The 14848-nt window shown below is 45.4% G+C and carries 14 protein-coding genes; 12 read left to right on the top strand and 2 right to left on the bottom strand.

Translation table 11 applies throughout. The features are described from left to right. Positions 1–147: 147 nt before the first annotated feature. The 12 genes from nuoH (at position 148) to GQF63_RS09530 (ending at position 13165) form a co-directional block, all read left to right on the top strand. Positions 148–1221, top strand: coding sequence for an NADH-quinone oxidoreductase subunit NuoH (gene nuoH, locus GQF63_RS09475; RefSeq protein WP_160368991.1), 1074 nt, complete (start codon positions 148–150; stop codon positions 1219–1221). 6 nt (positions 1222–1227) lie between these two features. Next, positions 1228–1791, top strand: coding sequence for a 4Fe-4S binding protein (locus tag GQF63_RS09480; RefSeq protein WP_160368992.1), 564 nt, complete (start codon positions 1228–1230; stop codon positions 1789–1791). Beyond that, positions 1791–2333 (top strand): NADH-quinone oxidoreductase subunit J family protein, encoded by a 543-nt coding sequence (locus tag GQF63_RS09485; RefSeq protein WP_160368993.1) that lies wholly within the window; start codon positions 1791–1793, stop codon positions 2331–2333. Before GQF63_RS09480 ends, GQF63_RS09485 begins: the two co-directional genes overlap by 1 nt. After that, complete coding sequence (gene nuoK, locus GQF63_RS09490; protein ID WP_160368994.1) at positions 2330–2635, top strand: NADH-quinone oxidoreductase subunit NuoK; 306 nt, start codon at positions 2330–2332, stop codon at positions 2633–2635. The genes GQF63_RS09485 and nuoK overlap by 4 nt, the downstream gene beginning before the upstream one ends. Then, positions 2635–4638 (top strand): NADH-quinone oxidoreductase subunit 5 family protein, encoded by a 2004-nt coding sequence (locus GQF63_RS09495; RefSeq protein ID WP_160368995.1) that lies wholly within the window; start codon positions 2635–2637, stop codon positions 4636–4638. The genes nuoK and GQF63_RS09495 overlap by 1 nt, the downstream gene beginning before the upstream one ends. A 1-nt stretch (position 4639) precedes the next feature. After that, entirely contained in the window at positions 4640–6244 is a 1605-nt protein-coding gene (locus GQF63_RS09500; protein ID WP_160368996.1) for a complex I subunit 4 family protein, read from the top strand. A 9-nt stretch (positions 6245–6253) separates the two neighbouring features. Next, entirely contained in the window at positions 6254–7744 is a 1491-nt protein-coding gene (locus tag GQF63_RS09505) for an NADH-quinone oxidoreductase subunit N (RefSeq protein WP_160368997.1), read from the top strand. Positions 7745–7860: 116 nt separating this feature from the next. Further along, entirely contained in the window at positions 7861–8466 is a 606-nt protein-coding gene (locus GQF63_RS09510) for a DUF4254 domain-containing protein (RefSeq protein ID WP_160368998.1), read from the top strand. 8 nt (positions 8467–8474) lie between these two features. After that, positions 8475–9494: a glycosyltransferase family 9 protein gene (locus GQF63_RS09515; RefSeq protein WP_160368999.1), complete on the top strand. Its 1020-nt coding sequence runs from the start codon at positions 8475–8477 to the stop codon at positions 9492–9494. Positions 9495–9538: 44 nt separating this feature from the next. After that, positions 9539–10780, top strand: coding sequence for a glycosyltransferase (locus GQF63_RS09520; protein WP_160369000.1), 1242 nt, complete (start codon positions 9539–9541; stop codon positions 10778–10780). A 26-nt stretch (positions 10781–10806) separates the two neighbouring features. Beyond that, complete coding sequence (locus tag GQF63_RS09525; RefSeq protein ID WP_160369001.1) at positions 10807–12054, top strand: glycosyltransferase family 4 protein; 1248 nt, start codon at positions 10807–10809, stop codon at positions 12052–12054. Beyond that, the gene (locus GQF63_RS09530; RefSeq protein ID WP_246163445.1) at positions 12011–13165 is read left to right on the top strand and encodes a glycosyltransferase family 4 protein; all 1155 of its coding nucleotides are present in this window, start codon (positions 12011–12013) and stop codon (positions 13163–13165) included. Before GQF63_RS09525 ends, GQF63_RS09530 begins: the two co-directional genes overlap by 44 nt. Here the strand turns inward: GQF63_RS09530 and GQF63_RS09535 are convergent. Next, a complete protein-coding gene (locus tag GQF63_RS09535; protein ID WP_160369003.1) occupies positions 13157–13963 on the bottom strand; it encodes a glycosyltransferase family 2 protein in 807 nt (268 codons plus the stop codon). The two genes, GQF63_RS09530 and GQF63_RS09535, sit on opposite strands and share 9 nt — an antisense overlap. Before the next feature lie 12 nt (positions 13964–13975). Then, entirely contained in the window at positions 13976–14773 is a 798-nt protein-coding gene (locus tag GQF63_RS09540; protein ID WP_160369004.1) for a glycosyltransferase family 2 protein, read from the bottom strand. Positions 14774–14848 lie beyond the last annotated feature (75 nt).

Raw genomic sequence — 14848 nt, forward strand, 5'->3', positions numbered from 1 at the left:
ATTTTATTGTAAAACGTACCTTCGAACGAGATGCAAATAGTGTTCCAATAAATAATCTACTAACTTGGTATATTTTTTCAATTAGTCGAGCTATTTTATTCTGTTTTACGTATGTTTGTTGCTAATTAAGAATTATTCTAAAAAGTTTTGAGCACCCTAATTCTCTATATCTTGGTTCCGGTAGCAATATTTTTATTTATTGCTCTCTTTACGCTGTTTGCAGTGTATGCCGAACGCAAGATTGCCGGTTTTGTACAGGATCGCCTTGGTCCGATGGAAACCGGGAAGTTTGGGCTGCTGCAAACCTTCGCTGACATCTTAAAACTTATCCAAAAAGAACTTATTACGCCGGCTGCTGCCGATAGGATTTTATTTGCTTTGGCACCTGTGGTGATCTTTGTCGCCGTCTTTATAGGCTTTTGCGTGGTGCCTTGGGCGCCAGACTTTATGCCTGCCAACGTGCATACCGGTCTATTCTTCCTGATGGCCGTGGTATCCATTGATGCCATCGGCATCCTGATGGCGGGATGGGGTTCTAACAATAAATATTCCTTGCTGGGATCTATTCGCGCTATTTCGCAAATGATATCCTATGAATTGCCGGTGGGATTGACCTTAATCTCCGCGGTGATGATTACCCAGACCCTAAACCTGAACGACATTGCGTTCAATCAGGGGATTCTGGCGCAGCAAGACATCTATTTATTGGGTATTTGGCGCGTCAATGAGATTGGAGGCTTCCTATCCTGGCATATCTTCCAGGCACCGCACCTCCTCATTAGCTATGTGATTTTCTTTATTGCAACGCTAGCGGAATGCAACCGAGCACCATTCGATATTCCGGAAGCAGAAAGTGAGCTAATCGGTGGTTTTCATACCGAATATGGTGGTATTCGCTTTGCCTTTATCTTCCTGGCAGAATATGCCATGATGTTCCTGGTGGCGATGCTGGGTGTAGTCATTTTCTTGGGGGGCTGGAATACGCCTTTACCGAATATTGGGAGCTTACGACTTGCCGACTGGACAACCGGATTAGGCTGGGGTATTTTTTGGACCCTGCTGAAATCCTTGACCATTGTCGCGATACAGATATGGATCCGCTGGACCCTGCCTCGATTCCGAGCCGACCAGCTGATGACCTTATGTTGGAAAATATTAATCCCCCTCGCCTTCGTATGCATGGCGATATCGGGACTATGGAGAATATTAATATTGGTTTAAGACACAGTGCTAGTAAAAACAACCATACAAGGCTTATTGACAGCATTAAAGGGGCTAACGCTTACCATTAAGCACCTTTTTAATGCAGGTACCGCGCGGAAAACCAAGGACATTAAAAACCCTGCCTACTTTGAGGAACAACAGGGGGTAACAACGGTGCAGTTTCCGAAGGAGAAAATGCCGATTCCAGAGGTAGCACGCTATCAATTGGATGTGGAGATTGACGATTGTATTGTCTGCGACCTCTGTGCCAAGGCCTGTCCGGTAGATTGTATTGCCATCGAAGCCGTTAAATCGCCGGAAGCCATTGGGAAAACATCCGATGGCAGCGTGAAGCGCTTGTATGCGGCACAATTTGATATCGACATGGCGAAATGCATGTACTGTGGCTTGTGTACCGTGGTATGCCCGACAGAATGCATCACCATGACCAACCAATACGATAAAAGTACGCGGAAGTTAACGGATCTGATCTATGGCTTTGCAGAGATGAGCGATCAGGAAATAGCACAGCGTAAAGAAGAATGGACCAAGTTTCAAGCTGATAAGGAGGCAGCCAAATCAAAGTAATGGAAGTCGCCCTATTTTATGCCTTCGCCAGCTTGGCAATCCTTTCTGCGCTATTGGTCGTAAGTCTTAAGAATACGGCTCGCGCCTTGTTTTTATTCTTCATCGTGCTTTTCGCGATGGCCGGCTTATTCTTATTTGCTTTGGCAGATTTTGTGGCCATTACCCAAATCTTAGTCTATGTAGGCGGCGTATTGATCTTGATGATCTTTGCCTTTATGCTCTCCAACAAAGAGCTGCTGGCAGACTTACAGAATAAATCAAGCAAGTTTCTGTCCCTACCGAATTGGCAATCCTTGCTGTTGGCAATCGGCTTCTTGGCCGTACTAGCCTATGGTATTTATGAATGGCAAGAACATTATCCACAATGGATTACGGAGAATATCCGCTCCGGAGCCATCATCAAAGCAGCAGATAACAATATCCAGGAGTTGGGACTTCACTTCATGACCAAATACCTCCTTCCTTTTGAGGTTATTTCTATCTTCTTATTGGTTGCCCTGATTGGTGCAGCCCACCTTTCCAGAAAGGAGGACATCTCATGATTAGTATTACCCACTTTTTAGTCGTAAGTGCCATTATCTTTAGCATCGGACTCTATGCCATTATCGCTAAGCGTAATGCCATTATGATTCTGGTCGGTATTGAATTAATCATCAACGCGGCTATCTTGAACTTTGTCGCCTTCGGACGCTATGATAAGTTAAACTATGGCGGACAGGTATTTGCCCTTTTTGCCATTGTATTAGCTGCCGCTGCCGTGGCCGTTGGATTGGCCATTATATTGGCTGTATATCGAAAATATAAAACCATCAACCCCGATAACATCACCGACTTACAAGATTAATGACAGCAATAGCCAACATATCGCCTATTACAGCTGCCATCTGGGTAGTGCTATTGCCTTTGCTGGCATTCCTCATCCAGGCGATTCTTGGTAAGCGAGCGAAATCAGGAAATATAGCCTTAATAGCGATCATCCTGAGTACCCTGCTATCAGGTGTATTTGTCTTTGCAGAAATATGGAAAGGGATACCGCGCAGTGTAACCTATCCTTGGTTTACCATCGGAATCAGCACCTTTACCGTCGGCGTCTTATTGAATAACTTGACGGTGCTGATGCAGCTCTTAGTCTGCATCATTGCCTTGCCGGTGCATATCTACTCTAGGGCTTATATGAAGGGAGATCCGGGGATACATCGCTATTGGATGTACTTGAGCCTCTTCTGCTTTGCCATGCTGGGCCTTAGCATTTCCAAGAACCTCTTTATGATGTATATCTTCTGGGAGCTTGTTGGATTTGCCTCTTACCTGTTAATCGGCTTTTGGTTTACCAAAGAAAGTGCGGTACAAGCGAATAAGAAAGCATTTATTGTCAATAGAATTGGTGACTTAGGTTTTCTGATCGGCATTGCCATTCTATTCTCGGTCTATGGCACCTTAGATCTTGTTGAACTTTTCGGCAAAGAGGGACGCTTTTTGCAAACCTTGGTGGATCAACCTGGATTGATTACAGCTGCGGGGCTATGTTTCTTTTTAGGCGCGATGGCCAAATCGGCTCAATTCCCATTGCATGTATGGTTACCTGACGCCATGGAAGGGCCAACCGCGGTATCTTCCCTAATCCACGCAGCAACAATGGTGGCAGCAGGGGTCTTCTTATTGAGTGCTGTATTTCCACTATTCAATGCGCAGGTTTTACTGGTCATTGCCTTGATTGGGGTCATCACAGCCGCAAGTGCTGCTTTTTTTGCCCTGACACAAACCGACATCAAGAAGATATTAGCCTTTTCCACCATCTCCCAACTGGGCTTTATGATGGTAGCTATTGGCATTGGCGCCTGGGATGCAGCGATGTTCCACCTCGTGACCCATGCCTTCTTTAAATGTTTACTGTTCTTGGGTGCCGGTGCGGTAATTCACGAAATGGCGCATTTAAAGGATAGCCATAACTTGCAGATCGATCCGCAGAACATCCAGCAGATGGGCGGTCTAAAAGCATATATGCCGAAGACTTTTATATTGATGGCCATTGCTTCCTTATCCCTTGCCGGCTTTCCACTGACATCCGGATTCCTCTCCAAAGACGCTATTTTAATCTCGACCTATGAATGGGCCATCCATCATGGCGGAGGTTATCTACTCATCCCGATTGTCATGACTATCGTCAGCATTTTGACGGCCTTTTACATCGGGCGATTAATATTCAAAGTATTCTTCGGGAAGTTCCGGACGGCAGTTCCTCAGGTTAGCATCCATGAAGCAGGAAACAGCATGCTGCTCCCCATGGCCTTCTTAGCTATCTGTTCGCTGTTTTTCATCTTCTCCTGGAATCCGATATCCTATCACCATGCAGGCGTGTTCCAAGGGTTTCATGTGGCCTATAGCTTCCATGAAATTCACAGTTTGCATATTATCATCCCAATTGGCTTAAGCCTGGCAGCTTGTATAGCCTGGTTTATCGGTTGGAAATGGTATGTAAAACAGCAGTATCCATTGCAAGCAGATAGCACCCTGATGCGCTTCTCGTATAATCAAGGATATATCAATACCTTTTATCAGCTCACGGTAGTTGAAGGCAGCCTGCGCTTGGCAAAAGCAGCCTATTGGTTTGATAAAACGATTATCGATGGCCTTGTCAATGGCTTAGGTCGTTTTACGCGAATGCTGAGCCAGGTATCCGCTTGGATAGATACCTATCTGGTCGATGGATTAATCAACAGCTTGGCAGGTGCTGCGTATTACCTGGGGCATTTATTGCGCTGGGTGCAGAACGGACGCTTGCAGAATTACCTAGGCTTTGCCTTTACCGTATTATTAATTGGAATAATTTATTTGATATTCACATAAGATGGGACTATTATCCTTACTTATCTTTTTACCGCTATTGGCCCTTGCCGGCATCTTGTTGATTCCCTCGCGATATCAGCAGAGTTACAAGTATGTGGCCTTGGTCATTACCTTGGTTCAGTTGGGTTTATCAGGATACCTGTATACCCAGTTTAATCCGAATCTCGCAGGTATTAATCAGCTGTCGGGCTATCAGTTTGTGGAGGTCCTCCCCTGGATACGGTTAGACCTCGGTGCTATTGGTAAGCTGGAGATCGATTACTTCCTCGGTGTCGATGGCTTTTCCCTCCCCCTATTGCTGTTAAGTGCCTTTGTGATGCTGATGGCGGTTGGAGCTTCCTGGAATATCAGTAAAAGCCGAAAAGGCTATTTTGCCTTGCTTATGCTCTTGAATACCGCGGTAATGGGGATATTCTGTGCCCTCGATTTCTTCCTATTCTATGTATTCTACGAGGTGATGCTATTGCCATTGTACTTCCTAATAGGTATTTGGGGCGGAGAAAGAAGAGAATATGCAGCGATTAAGTTTTTCCTGTATACCCTCTTCGGATCGGTATTTATGCTGCTTATTATTGTGGGGCTATACTTCTCGGTGTTGAACCCGCATACCGGCGCGCATACCTTCAATATGCTCTACATGATGAATCCGGATAATTATATCGACGGTTCATTCTTTGGCTATATCAACAATAGTTTTGATGTGTTTGGCATTCCGGCACGCATGATCGGATTTATTGTCCTGTTCATTGCTTTTGCGATCAAGATTCCGATTGTTCCTTTGCATACCTGGTTACCGGATGCGCACGTGGAAGCACCAACACCAGTATCTATTATCCTGGCAGGGATATTATTGAAAATCGGAGGCTATGGTATCATCCGGATTTGCATAGCTATATTCCCGGATGCAGCAGCCGAGGCCAATTGGTGGCTAGCCTTAATTGGGGTCATCTCCATTCTCTATGGTGCCTTCAATGCCTTGGCACAAACCGATTTAAAACGCTTAATTGCCTATTCTTCCGTATCGCACATGGGCTTTGTGCTGTTAGGTATTTCTGCATTAACGGCAGAAAGCTTATCCGGAGCCATGTTCCAGATGCTGAGCCACGGCTTCCTATCGGCAGCTCTGTTCTTCCTGGTAGGAGTATTGTACGACCGGGTGCACGATCGCTATATCTATAACTTCCGCGGAATAGCCGGCATCATGCCGAAGTACACCGCCTATGTGGCTATAGCCTTCTTTGCCTCCCTAGGCTTACCGGGCTTTTCCGCCTTTATAGGCGAGGCCTTCGTCATCATCGGTACCTTCAATGCAGAAAGCGTAGGCACAGGCATTCCACGCTGGATGGCCATCTTCGGCTCCTTAGGGATCTTATTGAGTGCAGCCTATTTCTTATGGACGCTACAGCGCATGTTCTTTGGGGAAACCCGTTTAAAAGGTGGAGAAACTTGGGCCGTCGCTATGAACGACCTGACTGTCCGCGAGCAGCTCATTCTCTTTCCTGCCCTAGCCCTAGCCTTACTCTTAGGGATTATGCCTTCCCTAGCCTTCGAACCGATGAACAATGCGGTGTTAGGCTTATTAAAATTAGTTGAAAACTACTTATAGGATTTGAGGATGAACGAAGCAGTGCCTTACATAAGTAACTATATCGACAGCATTATTCAGGCTGTCCCCTATTTCAAAACGGAAATCATCCTTGCCATAGGGTTCTTATGTAGTATTTTCGGTAGTTTATTCCTCGATAAGATCTGGAAAAACAGCTCCTTTGCCATCAGCATTATCAGCTATGCCCTAGCTGCGTATTGCAATTACCAGCAATACGATGCCTTAGGAACGGCCTTTTTCAATATGTTGCACATCGACCGCTTTGGCTTGCATGCCAAGTTCATGCTGCTGTTGGCTCTAATCGTTTCGAGCATCCTGATTCAGCAGCACTTTCAACATAGTACCAGCAACAAACGCAAAGGCGATATCTATACCATCCTTTTAGGATCTTCCATTGGTATGTCTATCCTGTGTATGACCAGCCATTGGCTGATGGCTTTCATAGGAATTGAGATGGTCTCCATCTCCTCGTATATCCTGGTTGGTTATTTTGCTGAAACCAAGAAGCAAACGGAGGCCGCCATGAAATATGCCCTCTTCGGATCGGCCTGTGCTGCCATTATGCTGTACGGCCTATCCCTGATCTATGGCTTCACAGGTGTCCTTGACTTTGCAGATCAAAAGCATATGCAAGGCCTTATCGATGCGCCTAAGGTCATGAGTGGCATTGCCCTCTTATTTGTGCTCACAGGTATTGGATTTAAGCTCAGTTTTGTGCCCTTCCACCTTTGGTCGCCCGATGTGTATGAAGGAGCACCTACGCCGGTAGCTGCCTTTCTCTCTACCGCACCTAAAATAGCTGCCATCATCTTGTTTAGCCGACTAATTCAGGCCTGGGGGAATACCCTATTCTATTTCTCTGAGATCCTGTTGATCTTTATTGTCTTGGTCGCAATCGTGAGCATGTTGGCCGGAAATCTCATTGCCCTACGTCAGCAAAACGTAAAGCGTATGATGGCCTATTCGTCCATTGGCCATACCGGCTTTCTGTTGATGGCTGCCCTAGGCTATATGGCAGGACATCAGGAAGCCTTATTATTCTACCTGGCTATTTATACGTTTATGAACCTGGCCGCTTTTGCTTTTATCGACCTCCTAGAAAAGCAGCAAGGCAACAGTAACTTAAGCAGTTACAGTGGCTTGGGAAAGCAATTACCGATATTATTTACGCTGTTTAGCTTTGTAGGAATCTCCTTGGTCGGTATTCCACCTAGCGCAGGCTTTGTAGGGAAACTGTTTGTATTCTCGGCCATCTTTGAACGATATCAGGAAATGGGCGATATGGCCTATATCTGGTTGTTAATTATCGGGGCATTAACCTCTGTCATTTCCTTGTTCTACTATTTTAAGATCCCGCTATACGCCTTCTTAAAATCGAAAACCAACGAAAGTGTCGGTCAGCCAATCGGCTGGACGCCAAGCTATATCGTCGCCATCCTGTTAAGTATCCTCTTGCTGCTGTTTGGCTTATTCCCTTCCCTACTCATGCAATTATTCTAAAAATTAGGATTATATAGGCTGCTCGCTAGCTTAATATTCTTAACCTAGTTGCATTTGGTACCTATTGAATCCATAAATGAAGTGATAAATCAAGTTTTAATTATGTAATTTTGTGTATGATTAGCGAAATAGCAAACCGTATTTTTGACCGTGTTATCGCGGATTACCATGTACACGATCAAATTGATCATCCTATTGACAATCCTTACGAAGGATCTACCTTAGAACATCTCCTGTATCTAAAATGCTGGATTGACACGGCTCAATGGCATATGGAAGATGTGGTGCGGAACCCTGATATCGAACCTCGTGAAGGGCTCTATTGGAAGCGACGCATTGACCGTCAGAACCAAGAACGTACCGATACGGTAGAGTATATCGACAGTTATTACTTGCAACAATTTGCTCATGTGACGCCACTTAGCGACGCCACGATCAATACGGAAAGCCCTGCATGGGCCATCGACCGTCTATCGATCTTAGCCCTGAAAATATACCACATGGCTGTTGAAGCAGAACGTACCGATGTTTCGCATGCCCATCAGGAAAGCTGTCAGGCGAAGCTGAATATTCTATTAGAGCAGCGCAAAGACCTTTCGCAAAGTATAGATGAGCTGTTGGCAGCTATTGCCGAAGGCAAGAAATACATGAAGGTGTATAAGCAGATGAAGATGTATAACGACCCGACATTAAATCCAGTACTTTACGGAGGCAAAAAATAACAAGCCAGATGAAGCGCATCCTTGTCACTCGGTTTTCTGCCATGGGCGATGTGGCCATGGTGGCTTCGGTGCTTCAGGAGTTTGTGCAACAGCATCCCGAGGTGCAAATCATCATGCTGTCGCGCAAATTCTTCGCCCCCTTCTTTGCCGAGATTCCCCAGGTTCGTTTTCACGCCATCGAACCCGATGGGAAGCATAAAGGATTCGCTGGTATGTTTAAACTCTTTCAGGAGCTTAAAACCCAGCAAATTGACGCTGTTGCCAACCTGCATGATAATATTCGCTCCAATATCTTAAGTTTTTATTTTAAATGCATCGGTATTCCGGTTCGGAAAATCGATAAAGGCAGGGCGGAGAAAAAAGCCTTAACTCGTCCTAAAAACAAAATAAAAAAACAGCTAAAACTTACCACGGAGCGCTATGCCGATGTATTTCGCAGCCTAGGCTTTCCGCTATCTTTATCCCATCAATTGAAAAAGCAAGAGCGGCCCCTCCCTGCGGCGGCGCGGGCTTTTTTCCAGGAAGGTATCCCTGTACTGGGCATTGCCCCTTTTGCTCAACACCCCTACAAAGTGTTTGCAAAAGCGCGCATGGAAGCGGTGTTCGCCTATTTCCAAGGCCAGCCCATCCGTTTTATTATTTTTGGCGGGGGAGCAAGTGAGAAGGCCATTGCCGAAAGCTGGGAACAGCAGTTCCCGCAGGTCAGCAGCAGTATTGGCAAATTTAATTTAACGGAAGAATTACAGCTGATTTCCCATCTGAATCTGATGCTCAGTATGGATAGCTCCGGCATGCATATGGCATCTCTTGTCGGCACCCGATCGCTTTCCATTTGGGGGGCCACGCATCCCTATGCGGGCTTCTTAGGCTATGGCCAACAGGACAGCGACTGTATACAGGTGGAACATCCGGCACGCCCAAGTTCTGTCTACGGAAATAAACCTTGCCTTTGCGATGGAGTCGAAGCTATAGACTTAGTGACTGCCGAACAAGTGATTGAAAAAATAAAAATTTCCTTGATTGTATAAAAAGGCACACTGATGCTCGTTCTATATACAATAAAACACTATCAATGAATAAAATTTGCTTTGTCGTAAGTCAATACGGCCAAGAAGTCAACGGAGGTGCAGAATACCATTGCAAAATGTTAGCCGAGCATTTAACCCACGATTTTGATGTCGATGTATTAACTTCGAAAACCATCAACTATAAAACGTTCGAACCTTATTATCAAGACGAAGTACAGGAGCTTCATGGCGTCAAAATACGACGTTTTGATACCATTGCTTTCGATCAAAATAAACTGGAGGACAGCCGTAAGCAGGTAAAATTCCCTAGAAAAATCAGAAAGAATTTATTTAGGATGGGTCTTTTAGGTGCTGTTAGCAGCCTTATTCCAACCTGGAACCTAGGCCATCGTCAGGAAAAAGCCTATTTAAAAGCGCAGGGATTTTACTCCCCCGATTTAATAAACTACCTCAAAGCGCATCATCAGGACTATCAGGCTATTATTTTCTTTTCATACGTCTATCCCAACACCGTATTTGGCATAGAAATAGCCCCCGAGAAAAGCATCCTGATTCCAACAGTACATGAAGAGTCCGAAGTTTTCAGAGCCATCTACAGTCATGTATTTACAGCCGTTAAACATATAGGTTTCAATACCGAGGAGGAGCGCGACTTAACCAAAAAGATTTTTGGAAACCAAATCGCCGACCATAGCACCTTGGCCATCGGCGTAGAAACACGCAGTGATCATGAACCTAGCTGGGAAGAAATCAAGGCGAAGTTTGGACTACCAGACCAATATATCCATTATTTTGGCCGGGTCTGTGAATCAAAAATGGAGCAATTGATCCCTTGGTTCCTGGCCTACAAAAAAGCCAAGCCCTCGGCCGTTAAATTAGTATTGACGGGCAGTTTGTACCTCGAAAAAATTGATTCCCCGGATATTATTTACACCGGATTTGTGTCGATGGGTGAAAAAATCGCCTTGATTAAAAATGCAAGCTTGGTCATCAATCCGTCTAAGCGGGAAAGCCTTTCCCTATTGCTGCTGGAAGCGATGCATTTGAAAAAGATGGTGCTGGTGAATGGGAAGTCAGACGTGCTGAAAGCGCATGCCATCAAAAGCGACTATGCTTGCGACTATTATGAAACTGAGGCCGACTTCATTGCTAAACTCGATAAGTACCTCAATAACCCTGCTCTTGTTGAAGCGAATCAAACGCGTGCTCATGCCTATGTGGAGGAGAACTACAATTGGAGATTAATTAAAAATCGCTTTAAACAAATTGTAAATAGCCTCGTATAAAAGCGATATTTTCCGATATTTGGCCTATGGCGAAAATTGCCCTAATCAGCATTCGTTACGGCGAAGAAATCAATGGCGGTGCAGAATACCACTGCCGCATGCTTGCGGAAAGGCTAGCCCCTACGCATGAAGTCCATGTATTGACCACGACCCTAGTGGATATTTACGATCGCTCCAAAGACTTTCCTAGCGGTAACAGCCTGTTAAATCAGGTGCATATCCATCGCTTTCCGGCCATTACGATCGACGCTGCCAAACAAAAGGCAAGCAGCAAGGCCAGTAAACTTGCTCGGAAAATCAGAAGAGCATTTTACAGAACCGGATTAACAAGTGTATTTAAGACTTTCCCCGTTTGGAGCTATAAGGTAGCCGAAGAAATTGAGCTACTCAAAAACCACAGCTATTATTCGGAGGGATTGATCAACTATATCCAAGAACATCAGGCCGATTATGATGCCTTTATCTTCTTCACATATGAGAATCCATTAACGGTGCTTGGTGCTTTATCAGTACCCGAGAAAAGCATCCTAGTTCCTACGGCCCATATGGAAGGTATGCTCTTTCGCAGCATCAACTCCCAGATGTTTTCCCAGGTCAAGCATATTGCCTTTAATACCGAAACCGAATACGAAATGTGCAAGCCCCTTTTTCAGCAGGCCATGGCGCCACATTCCATTGTGGGTGTCGGTGTTGAAATCGCAGCGCCTGAAGACTGGTCTACCGTGCTCGCGCAATACCCCATTCAGGAACCTTATTTACTCTATTCCGGTCGGATTACAGCAGTAAAAACGAATCAACTCTTCGATTACTTTATCCAGTTTAAGGAGGAAACCGGCAGTCCCCTACAGTTAGTATTAACGGGTGATGTGCAGATGGCCAAAGTAGCACACCCAGACATTCACTATCTAGGCTATGTTTCAGAAGCCGTAAAAATTGCCTTGATGCAACATAGCTTCGCTATCGTTAATTCATCGAAGGCTGAAAGTCTATCCCTTCTTGCTTTGGAGGCGATGTGCTTGGGCCAACCCGTATTGGCCAACAGACAGGCAGCGGTGATGCTTGAGCATGAACGCAAGAGCAAAGGAGCCGTACAATGTTATGGCGATTACGCCTCTTTTAAGCAATTGATTCTTTCCCTACAGCAACATCCGGAAAAGCGTGCCCTTATTGCCGAACATGGGAAAGCCTATGTGCAGGAATATTATAATTGGGAGCGAATTATCAGTAAATTTGAGACCATTATTAAAAGCGATTATATTGGGCAATACAACTAGATTAAGCATTGGCTACGATGCCAAACGTTATTTCTTAAATCGTACCGGTCTTGGCAATTACAGCAGAGACCTCGTGCGCATGATGCAGCAATACTATCCTGAGCACAAATACCTGCTCTATACGCCCAAACTCCCCAAGGAAATACCAGCAAACCTGGATATCAATCAGGTTCGATTGCCCCAAGGCTTTTTTAATCGCAGCTTGAAAGATTTCTGGCGCAGCAAAACCATTGCCAAGGATTTACAACAGGAGGGCATTCAGCTCTTCCATGGCCTGTCGGGCGAAATTCCGCACGGTTTGGCCGAAAAAGGAATTAAAACCGTCGTAAGCATCCATGATTTAATCTTTCTTCGTTACCCGGAATTATACAAATCTATCGACCGCTATATTTACGATAAGAAAAGTAGCTATGCTGTTCAACATGCCGATCAGATCATAGCCATTAGCGAGCAGACCAAACGGGATATTATGTCCTTTTACGAGGTTCCTGCTGATAAAATTACGGTGATCTACCAAGGCTGCCATCCTGCCTTTAAGCAAAGCTTTTCCCCTGCCGCGCAGCAGGCCCTGCGGCAGAAATACCATTTACCTGAGCGCTTCTTGTTAAATGTGGGCTCCATAGAGCCTCGAAAAAACGCCCTACAGATCGTCAAGGCAATTGAAAAGATGGACATCCCATTGCTGATTATTGGGAAAGGTGGGGCTTATGCCGAGCAGATTCGTAGCTATGTACAAGATAAAGGAATGGAAAATCGCGTATTTATCCTGCAGGGTTTTACGATGGAGGAATTAGCCTGCATCTACAGTATGGCCAGTATATTTATTTACCCTTCCAAATTCGAGGGCTTCGGCATTCCCATTATAGAAGCCTTATACGCCGGCACACCGGTTATTACGACAAATTCAGGGGTATTCCCGGAAGCCGGCGGGCCATTTTCCTATTACATCGATCCGGAAAATACCGAGCAATTAAGCTATGCGATAGATTCCATCTTGTGCAATAGCAGTATGCGTGCAGAAATGATTGCCCAAGGTCGATTATATGCCCAACGGTTTAACGATGAAAACATCGCCCGCCAACTGATGGCATGTTATGAAAAGCTAGTTTAGAAAATCGGCAAGCCCATGTTTACAGGCTACCAACCGCTGGTCAATGGTATTTTGCAGCAGTTTATCGTTCTGCGGCAAGGCCGCACGGGTTTCTTCTTTATGATAGAGGTGATAGCCCAGGGCGGCAAATTTCAACAAATTCCCTTTTACGCCGGCATGGTTTAAGCGTTCAACGAACTCACTATCTTCCCTTCCCCAACCCACAAATTCATTATTAAAGCCGTTCACCTTGCGAACATCTTCCATGTAAAAAGACATGTTGCAAGAGCGCACCTTGCGCTTATTTCGTAATTCTTTTAAGGTCCATTTCGCGAGATTTAAGGAACGAAAAGCGGTTAATTTTTTCTCCAAGCGGAACTCCACTCCCGGCTCCAAAAAGCGGAAAGCTTGCGGCTGCTCAGGATGAGCAAGCAAGGCTTTTGTCTTCTCTTCCGTCAACATCGTCCGCCCCCCTTGTATAAAATGTCCCGGCTGTGCAAAATGAAGATGGTCAGCAATAAAATGAGGATCCAAAAGCATGTCGCCATCGATAATAATCACGTAGCTACTCTTCACCAGGGCCAATCCCCTATTGCGGGAAGCCGCCGCCCGAAAGCCGCTATCTTCCTGCCAGGCATGCAAGAGTTCCACGGGAAATATCGCCTGATAGCGTCGAACCAACGCTGCCGTCGCTTCCCCCGAGCCGTCATCCGCCACAATCACCCGTTGGGGCAACTGCGTTTGCTGCAGCACAGAAACCAACACAGCCTCCAAGGCATCAGGTCTATTATAGGTGGTTATCAACAAATCTACCGTCATGCTATGCTTGGTTTACAGGTACTGGTCGATGCCAACAGCACAATAGGTGGACTGCTCGCGTTTCGCCTTTTCGAAAAGACATTGATTGTTTTTTAGGTTCTCCTTCGTATTCACCGGGTGCCAGATATGAAACACCAAGGCACCATATTTTATAAAGCGCTTTTTAAAGCCCTTATTTAACATCCGTGCCACAAACTCCTTATCCTCGGGGCCCCAGCCTGTAAAGGCTTCATTATAGCCATTCACGGCTATCGCATCCGCCCGCCAATAGGCCATGTTGCAACCGTGAATTTCCCAAACCTCATCGCCTGTATTTTTATAAGTGCTCGCAAAAAACGGCCATAACACCGGAATCCGAAAGGCACTTACTTTATTGGATACCCCATCTTGAAAAGGATTCACATGCGTGATGCCCTCGGCGAGCATTTTTTTCGACAAGTCCTCATCAAGGTATATCCGGCTGGCGCGCACAAAGCTGCCCGGCTCGGCAAAGGCCTGATGATCGGCAATAAAATAAGGGTGTAAAACCAAATCCCCATCAATCTGCACGATATAATCGCCCGAAGCTTTCGCAATGGCTTTATTTCGAATTTTTGCCAATTGAAAACCTTGGTCTTCTTGCCAAACATGAATTAAAGGCACCGGAAATTTCGCGCGATAGGCATCAATCAATGCTTTGGTATCCGCCCGTGAGCCATCATCAGCAATCAACACCTCATCCGGCATCAGCTTTTGCTCCAAAACAGACTTTAAGCATAAATCCAAGGCACTTACCCAATTGTAGGTTGAAATCAATAAGGAAATTCTCATAAATTTTTAACAAAGACAGCCCCCGAAGCTGCTTCAGCAACAAATGTAACAATTCTCTGACAAGTAACAGGAATT

The organism is Sphingobacterium humi (assembly GCF_009768885.1).
GTDB lineage: Bacteria > Bacteroidota > Bacteroidia > Sphingobacteriales > Sphingobacteriaceae > Sphingobacterium > Sphingobacterium humi.